Origin of the sequence: Prescottella soli (assembly GCF_040024445.1) — a bacterium.
GTDB classification, from domain to species: Bacteria; Actinomycetota; Actinomycetes; order Mycobacteriales; family Mycobacteriaceae; genus Prescottella; species Prescottella soli.
This window is the reverse complement of the sequence record NZ_CP157276.1, coordinates 3,521,266-3,539,080: the sequence shown is the minus strand read 5'-3', so window position 1 is coordinate 3,539,080 and position 17,815 is coordinate 3,521,266. Positions and strand designations below refer to the sequence as shown.

The following is a 17,815-nucleotide window of genomic DNA, read 5'->3' as shown; positions in this document are numbered from 1 at the left end:
CGCCGGATCGACGCGAAGCCACGGATCGCGGCGTCCGTTGCGCCACCGTCACCGCGATCCCCGCGATCCGCCTTCCGCCTCACCGAGTCTGCGCCGCAGATACTCGCGCTCGGGTTCGGTGCCGGCCAGATCGAGCGCGCACCGGTACGCCTCGGCCGCTTCGGGCAGTCGTCCGAGACGGATCAACAGTTCGGCCCGCGCTGCCGCGTAGGGGTGGTGTGAGCGCAGACGCGGTTCGTCGGCCAGGTCGTCGAGGAGCGCGAGACCTGCCTCGGGGCCGTCCCGCATCGCGACCGCAACCGCCCGGTTGACCGCGACGACGGGGGACGGCACGATCCGGAGCAGCACGTCGTAGAGCGCCACGATCTGTGGCCAGTCGGTGCTCGCGACGTCGGCTGCCTCGTCGTGCAGCGCGGCGATCGCCGCCTGGACGCCGTAGGCCCCGGGCGGCCCGCCGGTGAGGGCGACGAGCACCAGTTCGCCGCCCTCCTCGATCATTGCGCGGTCCCAGTCGGTGCGGTCCTGGTCGCCGAGCAGCACCAGTTCGCCGCCTGGGCCGGTGCGGGCCCCGCGACGCGCGTGGACGAGCAGCATGAGCGCCAGCAGACCCGCCACCTCGCGCTCCCCCGGCAGCAGTCGGTGCAGGACCCGCGTGAGCCGGATCGCCTCCTCCGCGACGTCCAGGCGCTGCAGTCGCGCGCCCTCGCTGGCCGCGTACCCCTCGGTGAAGATCGAGTACAACACCTGCAGGACGCCGGGCAGGCGCTGCGGGAGCTCGTCAGCCCCCGGCACCCGGAACGGTATCCGGTTCGTCCGAATCCGCTTCTTGGCCCGGACTATTCGTTTCGCCATCGTGGCCGTCGGTACGAGGAAGGCGCGGGCCACCTCGGGCGTCGTGAGGCCGGCGAGGCAACGAAGCGTCAGGGCCGCACGGTCCTCGGCCGGCAGGGCCGGGTGCGCACACGTGAAGAACAGTTGCAGTCGCTCGTCGGGCAACTCGCCACCCACGTCCGCGGGTGGGGCGGGATCGGCGCGATCCGCTTCCACCTGCAGCACCGCGATTCTCGCCGCGAGTGTCTGGTCCCGTCTCAGTCGGTCGACGGCCCGGCGCCGCGCCGTGGTCAACAGCCAGGCACCGGGCTTGGACGGCACCCCGTCCACCGGCCAGTGCCGTAGCGCCGACTCGATCGCCTCCGACGTCACCTCCTCTGCCAGGTCCAGATCGCCGAAGCGGCTCACCAGAGCCGCGAGCAGGCGGCCGCGTTCCTCCCGGAAGACCGCCTCGACGGAGGCCTCCGCGCCGGTCCCGCGGCCGCTCGCCCGGCTCATCGGTCGTCAGTTACCGAAGTCGGCGATCGGGCGGACCACGATCCGGCCCGGGCCGCGCGATCCGGGGCACCGGGCCGCCCAATCGAGCGCGACGTCGAGATCGGGGACGTCGATGACGTAGAACCCGCCGAGGACCTCACGGGTCTCGGCGAACGGCCCGTCGGTGGTGATAGCGCGATCGCCGTCCGGCCCCACCTGCACGCTGGTCGCGGTGGTCAGGTCGGCCAACGACTCACCCGAGACGTAGATCCCGGCATCCTTGACCTGCTTGTCGTAGACCATCCAGTCTTCGGGGGTGCACCCGTTGTCCGGGTTGACGGAATCTGCGTTGATCAGCAGCAGATACTTCATGATCGGTTCCTCCTCGGGAGGTTCTCATTGTTGCGGTACACCATGACGACGAACGAGGACGCCGCGAATGGACAGGCCCGTCGAGAATTCTTCCTACGGGCCGACCGGTCAGTCGAGTCCGCGCAGGAACTCGAGCATCGCGGCGTTGACCTGCTCGGCGGCCTCCATCTGTACGAAGTGCCCGACGTCGGGGATCACGTGCGTCGAGACCAGGCCCGGCACCATCGCGGTCATCGTCTCGAACGGATTCGCGCCCATCATCTCCAGCACCGGGTCCTTCGCGCCCGCGATGAACGTCGTGGGAACGGTGATGGGGCGATCGTGCAGATCCGCGTTCTGCTCCCACACGTAGTCGTCCGCGCGGTACCAGTTGAGCCCGCCCGTGAACCCGGTGCGCGTGAACTCGTCCACGTAGTAGCCGAATTCGTCCTCGGTCAGCCACGACCACGGCAACGCCGGCGGCTCGGGCAGCACATCGAGGTAGCCGTTGCCCTCGGACGGGAAGTCCCAGCAGTCGAGGTACCGGTTGGCGCCGCTGAGGGCGTGGAAAATCTTGGCCAGGAACTCTCGCGGACTGCCGCCCAACTCCCGGTCGGCCGGGCCGTACTCCTGGAAGTAGTGCAGGTGCACGAAGTGCTGGGACGCGAGGTAGCGGAAGCCGATCGTCGGCTGGATCGGCTGACGCGGCATCCGCGGGACGCTGAGCTGCATCAGCGCGCGCACCCGCCCCGGAGCCCAGTTCGGCAGATCCCACACCAGCTGCGCGCCGAAGTCGTGGCCCGCGAACACCGCCTGTTCGATACCGAGCGCGTCGAGCAGGCCGACCATGTCGTCGACGGTGTGCCGGCGGTCGTAGGCGCGTGGATCCGCCGGCGCATCGGTGCGGCCGTAGCCGCGCATGTCGGGAGCGATCACCCGGTAGCCCGCGGCCGACAGTGCGGACAGCTGGTGTCGCCAGCTGAACCAGAGCCCGGGGAAGCCGTGGCACAGCACGACGGGCTCGCCCTCCCCCTGCTCGGCGATGTGCATGTCGATGTCGCCGACGCGAACGGTCCGATGAGTGAGTGTGCTCGCGGGATCAGTCATTTCGGGAGGTTATGCCACGCGAAGCCTCGGACGGAGCCAATCGACGAGGTCGTCGAGCACCTTCTCCTGCTCGGGCTCGTTGAACACCTCGTGGAACAGGCCGTCGTAGGTTTTGAGCGTCAGGTCCTTCGCCCCGGCCCGCTCGGCGATCATCCGGCTGCCCGAGACATCGGCGAGGCGGTCGTCGGTGCCGTGCAGGATCAGCGTCGGCATCGTGAGCGACGGCAGCCGCGCCGGAAAGCTCTCGGCCGCAGTGATCATCCCACGGGCGATGCCCGCCTTGACCTTTCCGTGATAGACCAGCGGGTCCGATTCGTACGCCGCGACCACAGCAGGGTCGCGGGAGACGTCCTTGGCGTCGAGGGTCTCGACGGGGACGCCCGGCGCGACGCGTCCGATGATCTTGCCGATCTCGATCACGAACTTGGGCTTGCCGCCCGCGACCACGACCGCCGGCGCCGACAGGATCAGGCCCGCGAGTTCGTCCGGATGGTCCAGCGCGTAGGTCAGCGCGATCGCGCCGCCCATGCTGTGCCCCAGCAGGAACCGCTGCAGGCCCGGATTCTCGGTGATCGCGATCGCCGACAGTTGATGCAGGTCGTCGATGAACTCGGACCAGTCGCGCAGTTCGATCCGCTTGCCGCCCGAGCGGCCGTGGCCCCGATGATCCGGCGCGTACACCACCAGTCCGAGCTCGAGGAGACGCTCGACGACGTGGTCGTACCGGCGGGCGTGCTCGCCGAGGCCGTGCGCGAGCAGCAGGACACCGGTCGGCGCACCGTCCGGTCGCCATACGTCGTACGCGATGCGGGTGCCGTGCACCCCGGTGAACTCCGACTCTGTGTGCTGCACGAATGCGAGTCTAGGTCGATCGACGGCATTGTGCGGGCGCTTGTCAGCGCGATGTGCGGGCGGCACGATGAAGGTGTCCCCACAGGAGCGGCAATGAGCATCACGGAAGCCCCCTACCTGCGGTACACCGACCAGACGGGGTGCCCGCGCGAGTTGACGCTGTCCGTCGACACACCACGGGTGACGGTCGGCCGCTCCCCCGACGCCGACGTCGCGCTGATGTCGGACCCGGAGGTCTCCCGCCTGCACGCCACGATCGAGTGGATCGGCACCGACTGGACCATCGCCGACGACGGTCTCTCACGCAACGGCACCTTCGTCAACGGCGAACGGATCTCGGGCCGACGCCGACTGCGCAACGGCGACAGCATCCGGATCGGCAGCTCGGCGTTCGTGTTCCGCGACCTGTCCGGGCAGGGCGGCGAGCCCACCCGGGTGGCGGCCCAGATGCCGACGGTCCGTTCGCTGACGGCGACGCAACGCTCGATCCTGGTCGCGCTGTGCCGGCCCTACAAGCACAACGCGACATTCGCGAACCCCGCGTCGAATCAGGAGATCGCGGACGAGGTGTTCCTCAGCGTCGACGCGGTCAAGACGCATCTGCGGACACTGTTCGCGAAATTCGGCGTCGAGAAGCTTCCACAGAACCAGAAGCGGTTGCGGCTGGTCGAGAAGGCGCTGCACAGCGGCGTGATCACCGAGCACGACCTGTAGCCGTCAGGCGGCATCCGACGCCGGACGCAGTCGCATCCGCAATCTGCCGAGCGCGCGGTGCTGCGCGATCCGGACCGCACCGGGGGTGGTGCCGAGCGCGTCGGCGGTCTCCGCGGCCGACATCCCCCACACCAGCCGCATCACCACGATCTCGCGATAGCGCGGAGGCAGGGATGCGACGAGTTCCCGCGCCTGCTCGCCGGACTCCACCTCGATCGCGCGTTCCTCCGGACCCGCATCCGGGCAGGCCACGTCGCCGGCGTCCTCGAGCGGCGCGCACGCCCGGCCGGCGGCGCGGCGGGCGTCGACCACCTTGTGCCCGGCGATCGCGTACACGTAGGTCAGGAACGACGAGCCCTGATCCCGGTATCGGGGCAGGGCCGTCATCAGTGCCACACACACCTCATGGGCGACGTCCTCGGCCACCGCCTGCAGCGCGCCGCGTCCCAGCCGCGCGAAGCAGTAACGCCGCACCAGTGGATAGACCACGGCGACCACCCGTTCGCGCGCCTCCCGCTCACCCGCGACGGCGCGTGGCACCCACTCCTCCAATGCCTCCCTGGCGCGGGCGGCCGACATCTCACCGATTCGTGTTGTAGTGCAGACATTCCCGTACATGCCGGTCTCCTCACCGGGAGGCGCGGTCGGCCGTCCCACGTCTTCGATCCTCGGCCGGGATCGGACGCTCCGACAGGCACCCTCGGGTGGGAGTAACGCACCCGCCCGCCCCTCGCCCGCTTCCTCCCCCTCCACTTGTCGGCGTCCGCAACTACAGTGCGGGGCATGACCGTAGGCCAGAGCCTGGACGACGAATTCCTCACCGCGGCAGATCCTTACCGGCGCGAACTACTTGCGCACTGCTACCGCATGACCGGATCGATCCACGACGCCGAGGATCTGCTGCAGGAGACCTTCGTGCGCGCGTGGCGCGGTTACCCGAAGTTCGACGGACGCTCGTCGATCCGCACCTGGCTGCATCGGATCGCCACCAACACGTGCCTGACGGCGCTCGAGAGCCGCGCCCGCCGTCCGTTGCCGACCGGCCTCGGTGCGCCCAGCTCCGATCCGTCCGACGACCTGGTCGAACGCCGCGAGGTGCCATGGCTCGAGCCGATTCCGGATTCGATGGTGTGGGGCGACGGCCGGGGTGCGGACGATCCCGCGACGGTCGTCGGGGCCCGGGAGTCGGTGCGGCTGGCGTTCGTCGCGGCGCTGCAGCACCTGTCCGCACGGCAGCGTGCCGTGCTGGTGCTGCGCGACGTGTTGCAGTGGAAGGCCGCCGAGGTCGCCGAGGCGCTCGGCACCACGCCTGCCGCGGTGAACAGCCTGCTCCAGCGGGCCCGGGCGCAACTGGCCGAGGCCACTCCGACGCCGGACACGCTCGTCGAACCCGAGTCCGAGGCCACCCGCGAACTGCTGCACCGATACGTTGACGGGTTCGAGCGGTACGACATCGACGGCCTCGTCGAGCTGTTCACCCGCGACGCGATCTGGGAGATGCCACCCTTCGTCGGCTGGTATGTGGGCGGCGCCGACATCGCCCGCCTCGTCAAGGAGAAGTGCCCGTCCGAGGGCCCGGGCGACATGCGCCTGCTGCCGGCGGCGGCCAACGGCCAGCCCGCGCTCGGCCTGTACATGCGCGGAGAGGACGGCGTCCACCGCCCCTTCCAGCTGCACGTCCTCGACATCACCGAGCGCGGGGTCGCGCACGTCACGTGCTTCTTCGACACCGACCTGTTCACCAGGTTCGGCCTGCCCGAGCGTCTCTGACCGGCCCCGCGGTCACTGCCCGGCGGCGGCCGGATCCATCCACATGATCTCCCACACGTGGTTGTCGAGGTCACGGAACGAACGCTGGTACATGAAGCCGTGGTCCTGCGGGTCCATCCACTTCGAGCCGCCGGCCGCGATCGCGGCGTCGACCAAGGCGTCGACGCCCTCGCGGCTGTCGGCGGAGAGGCAGGTGAGCAGTTCGCGGCTCTTCGTGGTGTCGCAGATGTCGTCCTCGATGAAGTCCCGGAACCGGGCCTTCTGGAGCAGCATGACCCACGCCGAGTCGTTGATCGCCATGCAGGCGGAGTTTTCGTCGCAGAACTGTTCGTTGAACTCGAAACCGAGGCCGCCGAAGAACGCGCGGGTGGCTGCGATGTTCTCGACCGGCAGGTTCACGAAGATCAGACGGGACATGGGCTACTCCTGACTCGAAGTGACGGTGAGTGCGTGGGCTTTCCGTACTCACACGGGAAGCTTGCACCGATACAGACCACCGGCGCCCCGAAAACTCATCACACCCGCTGCGCCACCCCGATCTCCACGCAGTCCTTCCCAGCGAAGAGCGCCTCGAGCCCCCGCTGGGCCACGTCCTCCGGATCGGCTTTGGGTCCGCGAGCCAGCTCGGTGTTCTCCATGCCGGCGCGATCGAAGAAGTCCGTATCGGTGGCGCCGGGCATGAGCGTCGTGATCGCGACTCCGGTGCCGGCGAGTTCGTCGCGGACCGCCTCCGCGAAGGACTGCACGAACGCCGTGGACGCCGCGTAGGTGGCGCAGAGGGGTCCCGGCATCGCAGCGGCCGAGGAGGACGTGAACAGCACCCGGCCGTCGCCCCGGTCGACCATCGGCGGCAGGACGTACTTCGCGAGCCGGACCATGGCGGTCACGTTCAACGCGATCATGCGCAGGTCGTCGTCGATCGGCATCCGGTGGAAGCGCCCGTGGGCCCCGATGCCGGCGTTGAGCGCGGCCACCCCGATGGGTCGCTCCAGCGCGTCCAGCGAGCGGCGGACCTCGGCGAGCCCGACATTGGTCGCGAGGTCCGCCTCGATCGCGTGAGCGGTGATCCCCTGCGGCGCGAACTCGGCGGCCACAGGACGGACCGCATCGTCGTCGGCCACCAGCACGAGGTCGTAGCGGCGGGCCGCGAGCCCGCGAGCCAGCTCGTACCCGATGCCGGTCGAGGCGCCGGTCACCAGTGCGAGGGCTCGAGTCCCGTTCGATTCGCTGTCGTTCATCCGACGCCTCCTCCGAAGCAGATACGTCCCACGACTTCCCCGAAACGAGGGCTGCGAAACCCGACGGCCGCCGACAAAGGGCCGGTCGGCGGGCATTCGGGGTATGCACGCGGACCGTCCGGTGGTCTCATGGATTCATGAGTGAGGACAAGCGACACTTCGTGGCGAGCCGACTCGACGGAATCGTCCACACGCTCGAACTGAACGCACCGACAGCGGACGAGTCGTCGCCGGTGCCGACCGCGACCGGGTTCACCGGTTCGCTCGCCGAGGCGCAGCGGCACCGCGCCGAACTCGAATCCGCGACGCCCGCACGCGTCGACGAGATCGCGGCGGGCTACCCGGAGATCGAGAAGGACTGGGCGCAGCGGCAACCGACGTGACCCGTTGGACCGCAACCGCCGTCAGTGGCCGAACGGGTACAGCACGCCCGCAGCGTCGAGCCGCTTGACTCGACGGTGCTCGTGGAGCACCAGCGTGGTCCCCAGGACCAGGCTGAGCGCGCAGATCGACCCTGCGATCCACGCCCAACCCTGGAAGCCGTAACCGGCCGCGACCAGGGTCATGCCGAGGGTCACGATCGCGACGCCGATCAGGGCGTAGCCGGGCCAGTTGCGGGTGTCCTCGATGGCCTCGCCCGGGTGCTCCCGCGCAAACGCGGCCGGTTTACGTGCATCGTCGAAGTAGTTCACAAAAGCCTCCCGGTGCCGAGTTCCGTTTGCGCTCTCGTCGTACTGCGGTCGACGCGTCGCCGGTGCAGGCACCAGCGGCGGCCTTATCCCGTGATTGTCCTCCCGCAGCGGACCCTCCCGCACGGATACCGGCAAACGCGTCCCGCCACCCGGGGTGGCTGAACCGGCACCCTCAGGGTTCCGCCGCCACTCCCGGGGGCGCTGGCCGCGGTGTCCGATCGAGACGAGATTGAGGTGTGCGACTCCACAGCACATCCTCGTCTCGACCTCGGGAGGGCGTCATGATCACCACTCTCCGCTCCGATCGGCGCGGCCGACGTCGCGTGGTCGAGACCGACGACGGCGTGGCCCTGGCCGTCCGCGAGTTCGGCGACGCCGACGCTCCGGTGACCGTCGTGTTCGCGCACGGGCACTGCCTGCACACCCATTCCTGGGCGCGGCTGCGCTCGCACCTGAGCCGCGAGTGGGGACCGGCGGTGCGGATGGTGTTCTACGACCACCGCGGTCACGGCGAGTCGGGGAGCGCACCCGCGCACACGTACACGATCGACCAGCTGGGCCACGACCTCGACGCCGTCATCACCGCGGTGGTGCCGACCGGACCGGTCGTCCTGGTCGGTCACTCGATGGGCGGAATGGCCGTTCTCGCCTACCTCCGTCAGCATCCCCATACGGTCGGCTCGCGCATCGTCGGCGTCGGACTGCTCTCCACTGCCGCGAGCGACATCACCCGGTCGGGCCTGTGTCGGTTCCTGCGACACCCGCTGGTCTCGGCGATCGAGTTCGGCGCCCGGCGCATGCCCGGGCTGACGCAGCGTCTCGCGACGATCGCACTCGACAACCGGACATCGGTCGTCACGATGTGCGGATTCCTGCGGTCGCTCGCCGGGGTCGACGAATCCCGTACGCTCGCGGCGCTCGGCGACATCCCGTCGCTGGTGCTCGGCGGCACCGCCGATCTGCTGACGCCTATCGAGCACTCCGTCGCGATCGCCGCCACCCTGCCGTCCGCGGAGTTGGTGCGCCTGCACGACGCCGGGCACTCGGTGATCCTCGACCAGGCCGCGGAGGTGGCGGACGCCGTGGTCCGGCTCGTCGACCGAGCCGGCCTCCACTACGCGACCTGTGCGACCGGTGCGACCGGTGCGTCCGCCTTCTCCCCCGCCATGGCCGGTTGAGCACCGGGCGACGGCCTCCGAGCGAGCGTGCGGTAGTGCGCTCACGTCGCTTTCGAGCGCATCGGATTCAGCACAGTCCCTGAACTGAACTCGTGGCCCACCGCGCGCAGAACCCCTACCCGTCGACGACCGAAGGTGCGCCGTCCTCACCGACGTGGCCGCCGAGAAGGTGGCGCCGAACCACCCGTAACAGGGGTCGCGAATCCTCTCCCGCGACCGGCACGTTGTGACACACTGTGCTGTCCGTGCACGTGGCCCCGAGGGCCACGTGCACGTCAGGGTTTCGCGGGGGCAGTACCGCGTGCGCCGACGGTGTCGGCGGGTCTGGGGAGTGTGGTTGTGGAGCCTGAACCGGGGACGGGAAAGCGTGAGCGTCGGAGTGCGCACGCCCACCGGACGCTGCTCGACCGGCCGCGGCTGTTCGCGGCCCTGTCCGAGCTGCCCGCTCTGACCGTTGTCCGCGGGCCGCGCGGCTCGGGCAAGACGAGCCTCGTGACGACGTGGATCGCGTCATCTCAGGCGCCGCCCGGGCCGGTCGTCACGATCGATTCGCCCGCACCGTCCACGGCAGGCGAGGACTACTGGGCCGCGGTTTCCCGGCGAATCGACGACACCCTCGAGTCCGCCGGGGCCTCCTCGGGTCCGGTGACCTTGATCCTCGACGACGTCGACCGGCTCGACGACCCGTTGACGGAGACGCACGTCCTCGAACTCCTGGACCGACACGCTCGAGTGCATGCGGTGGTCACCACGCGCAGCACCCGGATCTTCGGTGACCTCGGCATGCTCGACGTCGATCACGTCACGATCTCCCCCGCCGATCTGTTGTTCACCCAAGACGAGTCGCGCGCGGTGCTGCTCGCCCGCGGCGTCGCGCTGCCGCAGCGCCTGATGGAGACGGTGCAGGCCGCCACCGGCGGTTTCCCGCCGCTGGTACAGACGGCGGTGCCCGTGGCACGTTCCTTCGGCACCGACTACGCGCAGAACCGCGAACTGGTCCGTCAAGCACTCGAGCGATCGATCGACCGCTACGTCGAACGAGAGATCCTGCGCGATCCGGTCCTCACCGATCTCCGAGAGTTCATGCTCACGATCGCCGCGGCGCGGACCGTCACCACCGCGGCGGCCGAGACGCTCACCGACGACCACGCGCCACAGCACCTCCGGGAACTCGAGGCCGCGGGTGTGCTGGTGCGGTCGCCGTGGCCCAAGGACGACGAGTGGAAGTACCCGACGCCGATTCGCGAGTCCCTGATGCGCGACGTGCGTCGGGCATCACCGGACGGACCGCTGCGGGCATCGAGCGATCTGGCCCGCTGGTTCCTCGACTCCGGCGATCCGGCGTCCGCGCTCGCGCACGCCGTCGAAGCGCACGACTGGGGCCTCGCGGTCGTGATCATCAAGGCCGACTGGGTGCAGCTGATGTCCCGGCACTTCCACCTGGTCCGGGAAACCCTGATGGCGCTGCCCGAGGAGGCGGCGGCAGGCGACCTGTCGATCCGGGCCGGACGAGAACTGTTCCTGCGGTTCGGATCCGATGCAGTTCACATCGCCGACCCGGTGCCGCTCGAGATCAGCGCCGCGGAGCCCCTGAACACCGCCGATCTGGCCGACGCACTGGCGGTCGGCAGCGTGCAGTCGCTGATCCTGCGGGTCTCCGGCAACTTCGCCCAGGCGTCCCGGATGAGCATTCGGATGGCGGAGCTCGGCGATCGCGCCCTCAGCGCGCTGCCTACCGAGGTCGCGCCCTTCCTGCCGCTCCTTCGGCTGCAATGGGGCATCACGCACCAACTGCACGGCGACATCGCCCGGGCGTCGGCCGAATTCCGCCGCGCCTACAACAACAGTCGTCCGGGCGGGATCGATTTCATCGCGCGCAACGCGGCCGCCGGTCTGGCGCTGAACTATGCCCTCACCGGCGAACTGGGGCACGCCGAGTCGTGGCTCGACAGGGAACGACGACAAGAGGACGCGGCGTCCTGGGCTACCCCGGCGATCCGTGTCGGTGGACTGGTCGCGTCCGCTCTGGTCTCGATCGACCGGATGGAGCTCGACCTGGCCGGACGGGCCCTCGCCGAGCTGGGCAATCTCCCCGACGACGAGGAGTTGTGGGCGTTCGCGTTGTATGCGCACTGCCAGCTGGCACTCGTCAGCCGTCACGCCGAGATGGGACTCGACCGCATGCACCGCGACGTCGCGGTGTACGACCGCTGGTGCACTCCCGAGTCGATCGCAGCGCAACTACTCGCGGCCACCGAAGCCGATCTGCACTTGGCGCTGGGCCGCGGCAACGAGACGTGGATGACGCTCGAGAACGCCCGCGGACGCGGCCCGTGGACCACGATCGCCCACGCGCGGATGGAGTTGTCGAGCGGCCAACCCGCCGCTGCGCTCGCGGACTGCTTGCAGCCGGTGGTCGCGGACTGCCCGTACCCGCGCATCCGCTTGGAATCCGCACTCATCCAGGCCGCCGCGAACGTGGATATGGCGCACCACGCGCGGGCGCAGACGATGTTGCGGCGGGCGATCGCGCTGTTCGAGCAGACCGGGATGGTTCGCCCCTTCGCCTCGCTGCCCGCGGGGCGGATCGCGCAGCTGTCGGAGCTGGGCGTCGCGCTGCCGGAGGCGTGGCGGGCGGCGGCGCCGGCCGACGGCGACGGTGTGTTCCCGGACCGGGTCCAGCTGGTCGACATCAGCGACCGCGAGTCGGCCGTGCTGGCCGCGCTGGTGTCGACGCCGTCGATCGCCGAGATCGCGGCCAGGCTCTTCGTCTCACAGAACACCGTGAAATCCCAGCTCCGCAGCCTGTATCGCAAACTCGGCGTCCATTCCCGGGCCGACGCGCTGCTGACGGCGTCGCGGCTGGGGCTGATCGGTTCGGGATCCGACACCTAGTCCCCGACGGCGCCCGGACGGGCCGGGAATAACTCCGCACGCGGTGCGTTGAGCTACGGTGAACTAGTTGAATACTCAACTAACCGATCTCAGGAGCGCCACATGCCTGCCGTGACCGTCGACAACATCCTCGCGCTGCCGCGCCTCGAGGCCGTGAATCCGTCTGCAGTGGACCGGCCGGTGCGCGGAGTGGTCACCGCCCCCGTCGGGTACGAGGGTGAGGGATTCCCGGTACGCCGCGCCTTCGCCGGCATCGACCTCGCTCACCTCGACCCCTTCATCCACATGGACCAGATGGGCGAGGTGGACTACGCGCCCGGCGAGCCCAAGGGCACCCCGTGGCACCCGCACCGCGGCTTCGAGACCGTGACCTACATGATCGACGGGATCATGGAGCACCAGGACTCGAACGGCGGCGGCGGCATCATCGGTGGCGGCGACACCCAGTGGATGACCGCGGGTGGCGGCATCCTCCACATCGAGGCCCCGCCCGAGCACCTCGTGATGAGCGGCGGGCTGTTCCACGGCGTCCAGCTGTGGGTCAACCTGCCCAAGAGCAACAAGATGGCCGCGCCGCGCTACCAGGACATCACGGGCAGCAAGGTCGCACTGGTGTCGAGCCCGGACGGTGGCGCGCTGATCCGCGTGATCGCCGGCGAGATCGGCGGTCACCACGGACCCGGATCCACCTACACCCCGATCGCGCTGTCGCACACGACCGTCGCGCCGGGGGCGAGCGTGACACTGCCGTGGAACCGCGACTTCAACGCGCTGGTCTACGTGCTCGCCGGTGAGGGCTTCGTCGGCGCGGAACGCCGGCCGATCTCGTCGGGCCAGACCGCGGTGCTCGGTCGCGGCGATTCGATCACGATCGCGGCCGCCGACGTCCAGGACTCGCGCACCGAGTCGTTCGAGGTGTTCATCCTCGGCGGGCAGCCCATCCGAGAACCCGTCGCGATGGCCGGTCCGTTCGTCATGAACACCAAGGCCGAGGTCATGCAGGCGTTCGAGGACTTCCAGGCCGGTCGCCTGGGCTCGATCCCCGCCGCCCACGAAACCCTCGACTGACATCAATACTGTTGCTGGACAAGCGATCACCTGGGTCGGGCGACCGACCCGGGTGATCGGGTCCGATACTCGTCCGTGAACACTCCGAGACCGAACCGACACCGCTGATTCGGCGCCGACGGGCCGCACTTCGTACCCTTGTGTCTGGACAGCGCGAAACGCCTCGAATGCACCGGAGAAGCCCCATCCGCGCTCGTCACCGAGGAGGACCGCATGCCAGCTCTCACCACTCCCCACATCGACGTCCACCGTGCGGGTGATCGTTTGAAGACCCGCATCCCGTGGCTGGACTCGAAGCACTCGTTCTCGTTCGGCCACCATTACGACCCTGACAACACCCATCACGGGTTGCTGCTGGTCAACAACGACGACATCGTCCAGCCGGGCCAGGGCTTCGACACCCACCCCCACAAGGACATGGAGATCGTGACCTGGGTGCTGCGGGGTTCGCTGGTACACCAGGACTCCATCGGACACTCCGGAGTGATCTATCCGGGCCTCGCCCAGCGGATGAGCGCGGGCACCGGGATCCTGCACTCGGAGAAGAACGACTCGTGGAAGCTGCAGGGCGACGAGCACACCGACCCCGTCCACTTCATCCAGATGTGGGTCGTCCCGGACGAGGCCGGCATCACCCCCGGCTACGAGCAGCTGGAGATCGACGCCGAACTACTGACCGGCGGCCTGGTGCCCGTCGCGTCGGGCATGCCGCAGCACCGGGACCACGCCGCGATCCGCATCAAGAACAAGTACGCGTCGCTGCACGCTGCCCGCCTGCAGCCGGGGCAGCCGGTGCGCATCCCGGAGGCCCCGTTCGTGCACGTCTTCGTCGCGCAGGGCACCGCCGAGATGGAGGGCGTCGGGACGCTGTACGAGGGAGACGCGGTCCGCGCGAGCGCATCCGGCGGCCAGACCGTCACGACCGAAACCGGTGCCGAGATCCTGGTATGGGAGATGCACGCGCGTCTCGGCGGATGAGATCCGAGCCGCCGCGGATCGTGTCCACCTGCTAGCCAGGAGGCATGACTTCCGTATCGGTCACGCCACGCGGCATCGACCCGCTCAACACCGTGATGGGTGTGCGCACCCTCTCGATGAACGCGGCGGGGGCGAGCTTCGAGCAGTCCGTCGGCCCGCGATTCCACGACCACCGCGGGCTGACGACGCTCGGATCGGTGGGCGTGGTCGCCGACGACGCCGTCGCCGGCGCCGGCGCCTTCTACGCGTCCGTGCCGACGGGCAGTCGCACCGTGGTCTCCCAGCTCACCGCGACGGCCGCGGCTCCGCTGCCCGCGACCGGCGCCGTCACGGCGGCCGCGTCGACCGCCCACCTCGACCTCGACGCGGGCACCGGCATCACCATCCGCGATCCGCACGGTCGGGTCGCCGCGGTCCTGCGGGCCCGCAGTTTCGTCGTCTCACGGCCGTCGCAGGCCGAGGTGCACTACGGCCCGGCCGCCGAACTCGTCGTCCCCGAACCTGAGGCGGTCACGGCCGCCGACGAACTCGCGACGATGCCGGGACTGGCGATCGTCGAGGCGATGGCGGCGGGTGGCGTGCGCCGCGGACCGCTCGCCGGCCTCGTGGATCTCACGGTCGACGCCGCGACGCGCGGCTCCGTCAGCGCCCGGATGACGCCGCAGGCGTGGATGAGCAACGCGATCGGCACCGTGCAGGGCGGTGTCCTGCTGTCGGTGGCCGATCTCGCGGCCGGCCTGGCCGCGCAGACGCTCACCGAGCCCGGCGGTTCGTTCCGGACACTCGACGCCCACCTCGACCTCGTCCGCTCGCCCGCCGTCGACGGCCCTCCGATCCGGGTGAACTCCGCAGTGGTGCGCGCCGGCCGCCGCCTCGCGCTGATCGAGACGCGGCTGACGGCGCCGGACGGGCACCTGCTGGTTTCCGTCCGGGCGAGCGTCCAGCTGGGACAGCCGTTCGGCGGCGCCGGACGGTAGTGGTACACAAGTCCGGTGACCGATACCGCCGCTGATCCGCGCACTGCACCCGAGCTGGTCGACCGGCTCAACCTGTTCATGGGAGTCGGGGCGCGGGAGATCCGACCCGGGCATCTCGTGCTCGCGCAGGAAGTCGGCGCCCGTTTCCACGACCACCGCGGTCAGACGATCCTCGGCTCGGTCGGCGTGCTGGCCGACGCATGCCCCGGCGGCGCGCTGGGCAACTCGATCCCCACCGACGCCGGCATGGTGCTGTCGCAGATCTCCGCGACACTGGCCGCGCCCATGCCGGCCCACGGGACTGTCGTCTCGACCGGTGACGTCGTCGACCTCGACCTCGACGCCGGAATCGGTCTCGCCGCCGGCGCCATGAAGGACGGCAACGGCAACACCGTCGCGGTCCTGCAGTCGCGTGGTGTCTTCGTCACGCGACCCCGCGCGAACGCCGACGCGGTGCTCAGCGGCGAACGCCTCCCCGTACCCGCGTCCGAACCGTGCGCGGCGCCGGACGAACTCGCCGGACGGGCGGGCCTGGACATCGTCGACGGCATCGCGTCGGAGCGGATCGCACGCGGCCCCCTCGCCGGCCTGCTCGACGTCCGCCTCACCGACGTCGAACGGGGCAGCCTCACCGCGACGTTCGCACCGCAGGACTGGATGAGCAACTACCTGGGTTCGATCCAGGGCGGCATCCTGATCACGGCGACGGACCTCGTCAACGGCCTTGTCGCACAGACCCTCACCGCTGTCGACCAGCAGTACCGGATCCTGGACCTGCGCATCGACTTCGTCCGCTCCCCCGCCACCGACGGCCCCGCCATCCGGGCCGAGGCGGAGGTCGTCCGAGCCGGACGGCGACTGGCGCTCATCGAATCCCGCCTGGTCGACGGGTCCGGGCAGGTGCTGATCCGCGCGGCCGCGAGCGCGCAACTGTTCTGATCCCGTTTCCCCACAGGCGATTCACACCCGACATCCAGACAGCGGAGCCCGCTCGACCACGATGAACCTCGCTCGCAGTGCTCGACCAGGCGCCGCGGTGCGTCATGGCGGTCTAGGAGACGCAGGGGCCGTGCTGGTTCGACGTCGACTCGATCCGTAGCGATATCCGCGAGGACTGCCGGGGCTTGGACTGGATCTCGTCGTGCACCGACCACCACGGTCGCGACGCCCGCAACGACACCGACGGCATCTTCGACAACGCCGGGTTGATGGCCACGTCTCGGCAGTCGGACCGGATGCTCGCCGCGATCAACCTCGGCATCGATGTCTGGCGCTTTCCGCGTCCGGCCCAATTTCACATGCGCCTGTTCAAGGCGACCCCAAGTGGTATGCAACTGGTTCCCTGACATGGGGAGACGGTGCGTGTGGCGTGGCAGGATGTGCGGGTGTGCGAGGAGGACCCAGTCAGGTTCGTCGGCATGGTCGATACAGGAGTTGCGGTCGCGGCCGCGGCGACCGAGTCTGAGTCGGTGTAAAGATGGAGCGTTAACGCTTCTCCAACCTGAAGGTGGGAGATTTCAAGCTCAGACCGCAACCGGACCATCCGCCCGGAGGGGGTGATCAGATTGTCTGACGTCGTCGACACTCGTGTGGCCGCGTTCTGCCACAGCCAGGATCACCCCGGCGGCGTTCCGATCCCGGCCCGCGGTGTAGCCGCAGGCCGTGCATCGGAAGGTTCGTTCGTCGAGTCCGAGTTGCTGCTTGGCTCTCGCGAAACACCCCGAACACGTCATCGTCGTGTAGGCGGGCTGCACCAACACCACCTTCCGGCCAGCCCGCACACCACGGTCGATCAACTCCCGCTTCGCCGCGCCGATCGCCGCGTCCGCGGCCTCACGCGCCATTGTGGATTTGGCGAGGAAGACCGGTTTGAAGTCCTCCACCGCAATCAGGTCGTGGCGTTCGACGACCTTCTTCGCCCACACACAGGTGTCGTGTTGGATCTGGCGGGCCGCCTTCTTGTGCAGCTTCGCAGCCTCCCGTTTCGCACGCTCGTAACCCCTGGACTGCGGGCCACGCTTACCTGTGTGGCGGCGGGCCATCTTCCGCTGCACGCGCGCGAGTTCGGCGGCGCAGCGCTTGCGGTGTCCAAGGTACGGAAGATCGAATTCGCTGTCCGTCGTGGTGGCGGTGGTGGTCACACCCCAGTCGACACCGATCCCACCCGCACCCTCCGGAAGGGAGGAGACGTCGCGGCGGACGACGAACGAGGCATACCAGTGGCCGAGCGAATCCCGCGTGATCCGGACACTTGTCGGCTCCGACGGCAACTCCCGCGACCACACCACCGGAATGCATGTTCCCTTCGGAAGCACCAGACGACCGTCACGGATCCGGAACCCGCGCCGCGTGTACTCCAGCGACAACAGTGCCTCCTTACGGGGCTTGAACGCCGGTCGACCGCGACCCTTCACCGTGAACGACTGGTCCAAGGCTTGCGCGTAGGTCCGCAACATCTGCTGCTGCGCCACCTGCGACCCGTCCCGCAGCCACGCATTGTGGGACCGCACCGCCGTCAACAGCTTCGACAATCGCCCGAATGTCGGCCTGGCACCCGACTTCTGTTGGTGGACAGCCTCATTCCACAGGAACCGGCACCGATGCCACTCGTCGGTCAGCGCACGTTCCGACTGCATCCCGGGACGCAACCGGTATGTGTACCGCACGACTTCCCCCATGCACGGCAA

Annotated in this window: 19 protein-coding genes and 1 pseudogene; 11 read left to right on the top strand and 9 right to left on the bottom strand. The window is 69.3% G+C overall.

The window, feature by feature from the left end; translation table 11 throughout:
* Positions 1–48: 48 nt before the first annotated feature.
* The 4 genes from ABI214_RS16470 to ABI214_RS16455 all read right to left on the bottom strand — a co-directional run bounded on the left by ABI214_RS16470 (position 49) and on the right by ABI214_RS16455 (position 3,618).
* The gene (locus tag ABI214_RS16470; protein WP_348603592.1) at positions 49–1,329 is read right to left on the bottom strand and encodes an RNA polymerase sigma factor; all 1,281 of its coding nucleotides are present in this window, start codon (positions 1,327–1,329) and stop codon (positions 49–51) included.
* Between the two features lie 6 nt (positions 1,330–1,335).
* The gene (locus ABI214_RS16465; RefSeq protein WP_348603591.1) at positions 1,336–1,680 is read right to left on the bottom strand and encodes a YciI family protein; all 345 of its coding nucleotides are present in this window, start codon (positions 1,678–1,680) and stop codon (positions 1,336–1,338) included.
* A 108-nt stretch (positions 1,681–1,788) separates the two neighbouring features.
* Positions 1,789–2,766 carry an alpha/beta fold hydrolase gene (locus ABI214_RS16460; protein WP_348603590.1) on the bottom strand — a complete coding sequence of 326 codons (978 nt, stop codon included), beginning with the start codon at positions 2,764–2,766 and terminating at the stop codon, positions 1,789–1,791.
* A 9-nt stretch (positions 2,767–2,775) separates the two neighbouring features.
* Complete coding sequence (locus ABI214_RS16455) at positions 2,776–3,618, bottom strand: alpha/beta hydrolase (RefSeq protein ID WP_348603589.1); 843 nt, start codon at positions 3,616–3,618, stop codon at positions 2,776–2,778.
* Positions 3,619–3,711: 93 nt separating this feature from the next.
* Between ABI214_RS16455 and ABI214_RS16450 the strand changes: the two genes are divergently transcribed.
* Positions 3,712–4,332, top strand: a complete 621-nt coding sequence (locus tag ABI214_RS16450; RefSeq protein WP_348603588.1) for an FHA domain-containing protein — start codon at positions 3,712–3,714, stop codon at positions 4,330–4,332.
* A 3-nt stretch (positions 4,333–4,335) separates the two neighbouring features.
* Here ABI214_RS16450 and shbA read toward each other — a convergent pair whose 3' ends face one another.
* A complete protein-coding gene (gene shbA, locus ABI214_RS16445) occupies positions 4,336–4,950 on the bottom strand; it encodes an RNA polymerase sigma factor ShbA (protein WP_348603587.1) in 615 nt (204 codons plus the stop codon).
* 165 nt (positions 4,951–5,115) lie between these two features.
* Between shbA and ABI214_RS16440 the strand changes: the two genes are divergently transcribed.
* Positions 5,116–6,102, top strand: coding sequence for a sigma-70 family RNA polymerase sigma factor (locus ABI214_RS16440; protein ID WP_348603586.1), 987 nt, complete (start codon positions 5,116–5,118; stop codon positions 6,100–6,102).
* Positions 6,103–6,114: 12 nt separating this feature from the next.
* Here the strand turns inward: ABI214_RS16440 and ABI214_RS16435 are convergent, their stop codons facing one another.
* Together ABI214_RS16435 and ABI214_RS16430 are read right to left on the bottom strand one after the other, a co-directional pair.
* Positions 6,115–6,519, bottom strand: a complete 405-nt coding sequence (locus tag ABI214_RS16435; protein WP_348603585.1) for a VOC family protein — start codon at positions 6,517–6,519, stop codon at positions 6,115–6,117.
* Between the two features lie 98 nt (positions 6,520–6,617).
* Positions 6,618–7,340 carry an SDR family NAD(P)-dependent oxidoreductase gene (locus ABI214_RS16430; RefSeq protein ID WP_348603584.1) on the bottom strand — a complete coding sequence of 241 codons (723 nt, stop codon included), beginning with the start codon at positions 7,338–7,340 and terminating at the stop codon, positions 6,618–6,620.
* A gap of 137 nt (positions 7,341–7,477) precedes the next feature.
* On the opposite strand from ABI214_RS16430, the gene ABI214_RS16425 reads away from it, so the two are divergent.
* On the top strand, positions 7,478–7,723 hold the full coding sequence (locus ABI214_RS16425; protein ID WP_348603583.1) for a hypothetical protein: 246 nt from the start codon (positions 7,478–7,480) through the stop codon (positions 7,721–7,723).
* Positions 7,724–7,744: 21 nt separating this feature from the next.
* Here the strand turns inward: ABI214_RS16425 and ABI214_RS16420 are convergent, their stop codons facing one another.
* The gene (locus ABI214_RS16420; protein ID WP_348603582.1) at positions 7,745–8,032 is read right to left on the bottom strand and encodes a hypothetical protein; all 288 of its coding nucleotides are present in this window, start codon (positions 8,030–8,032) and stop codon (positions 7,745–7,747) included.
* 281 nt (positions 8,033–8,313) lie between these two features.
* Here ABI214_RS16420 and ABI214_RS16415 point away from each other — a divergent pair, with 281 nt between their 5' ends.
* The 8 genes and pseudogenes from ABI214_RS16415 (at position 8,314) to ABI214_RS16380 (ending at position 16,474) form a co-directional block, all read left to right on the top strand.
* Positions 8,314–9,210 carry an alpha/beta fold hydrolase gene (locus ABI214_RS16415; protein ID WP_348603581.1) on the top strand — a complete coding sequence of 299 codons (897 nt, stop codon included), beginning with the start codon at positions 8,314–8,316 and terminating at the stop codon, positions 9,208–9,210.
* A gap of 339 nt (positions 9,211–9,549) precedes the next feature.
* Positions 9,550–12,105, top strand: coding sequence for a LuxR C-terminal-related transcriptional regulator (locus ABI214_RS16410; RefSeq protein ID WP_348603580.1), 2,556 nt, complete (start codon positions 9,550–9,552; stop codon positions 12,103–12,105).
* A gap of 102 nt (positions 12,106–12,207) precedes the next feature.
* Complete coding sequence (locus ABI214_RS16405; protein ID WP_348603579.1) at positions 12,208–13,173, top strand: pirin family protein; 966 nt, start codon at positions 12,208–12,210, stop codon at positions 13,171–13,173.
* A 213-nt stretch (positions 13,174–13,386) separates the two neighbouring features.
* On the top strand, positions 13,387–14,151 hold the full coding sequence (locus tag ABI214_RS16400; RefSeq protein WP_348603578.1) for a pirin family protein: 765 nt from the start codon (positions 13,387–13,389) through the stop codon (positions 14,149–14,151).
* A 44-nt stretch (positions 14,152–14,195) separates the two neighbouring features.
* On the top strand, positions 14,196–15,128 hold the full coding sequence (locus ABI214_RS16395) for a PaaI family thioesterase (protein WP_348603577.1): 933 nt from the start codon (positions 14,196–14,198) through the stop codon (positions 15,126–15,128).
* A gap of 15 nt (positions 15,129–15,143) precedes the next feature.
* On the top strand, positions 15,144–16,067 hold the full coding sequence (locus ABI214_RS16390; protein WP_348603576.1) for a PaaI family thioesterase: 924 nt from the start codon (positions 15,144–15,146) through the stop codon (positions 16,065–16,067).
* A gap of 71 nt (positions 16,068–16,138) precedes the next feature.
* A pseudogene (locus ABI214_RS16385) lies at positions 16,139–16,252 on the top strand (protocatechuate dioxygenase); the annotation flags it as partial.
* Entirely contained in the window at positions 16,253–16,474 is a 222-nt protein-coding gene (locus tag ABI214_RS16380) for a hypothetical protein (RefSeq protein ID WP_348612085.1), read from the top strand.
* 177 nt (positions 16,475–16,651) lie between these two features.
* On the opposite strand, the gene ABI214_RS16375 is transcribed toward ABI214_RS16380, so the two are convergent.
* Positions 16,652–17,806: an RNA-guided endonuclease InsQ/TnpB family protein gene (locus tag ABI214_RS16375; RefSeq protein ID WP_348603575.1), complete on the bottom strand. Its 1,155-nt coding sequence runs from the start codon at positions 17,804–17,806 to the stop codon at positions 16,652–16,654.
* Positions 17,807–17,815 lie beyond the last annotated feature (9 nt).

Coding starts and splice junctions, on each gene's coding strand:
- ABI214_RS16470 (WP_348603592.1), bottom strand. CDS start 1,329: ATGAGCCGGGCGAGCGGCCGCGGGACCGGCGCGGAGGCCTCCGTCGAG.
- ABI214_RS16465 (WP_348603591.1), bottom strand. CDS start 1,680: ATGAAGTATCTGCTGCTGATCAACGCAGATTCCGTCAACCCGGACAAC.
- ABI214_RS16460 (WP_348603590.1), bottom strand. CDS start 2,766: ATGACTGATCCCGCGAGCACACTCACTCATCGGACCGTTCGCGTCGGC.
- ABI214_RS16450 (WP_348603588.1), top strand. CDS start 3,712: ATGAGCATCACGGAAGCCCCCTACCTGCGGTACACCGACCAGACGGGG.
- shbA (WP_348603587.1), bottom strand. CDS start 4,950: ATGTACGGGAATGTCTGCACTACAACACGAATCGGTGAGATGTCGGCC.
- ABI214_RS16440 (WP_348603586.1), top strand. CDS start 5,116: ATGACCGTAGGCCAGAGCCTGGACGACGAATTCCTCACCGCGGCAGAT.
- ABI214_RS16435 (WP_348603585.1), bottom strand. CDS start 6,519: ATGTCCCGTCTGATCTTCGTGAACCTGCCGGTCGAGAACATCGCAGCC.
- ABI214_RS16430 (WP_348603584.1), bottom strand. CDS start 7,340: ATGAACGACAGCGAATCGAACGGGACTCGAGCCCTCGCACTGGTGACC.
- ABI214_RS16425 (WP_348603583.1), top strand. CDS start 7,478: ATGAGTGAGGACAAGCGACACTTCGTGGCGAGCCGACTCGACGGAATC.
- ABI214_RS16415 (WP_348603581.1), top strand. CDS start 8,314: ATGATCACCACTCTCCGCTCCGATCGGCGCGGCCGACGTCGCGTGGTC.
- ABI214_RS16405 (WP_348603579.1), top strand. CDS start 12,208: ATGCCTGCCGTGACCGTCGACAACATCCTCGCGCTGCCGCGCCTCGAG.
- ABI214_RS16400 (WP_348603578.1), top strand. CDS start 13,387: ATGCCAGCTCTCACCACTCCCCACATCGACGTCCACCGTGCGGGTGAT.
- ABI214_RS16395 (WP_348603577.1), top strand. CDS start 14,196: ATGACTTCCGTATCGGTCACGCCACGCGGCATCGACCCGCTCAACACC.
- ABI214_RS16375 (WP_348603575.1), bottom strand. CDS start 17,806: ATGGGGGAAGTCGTGCGGTACACATACCGGTTGCGTCCCGGGATGCAG.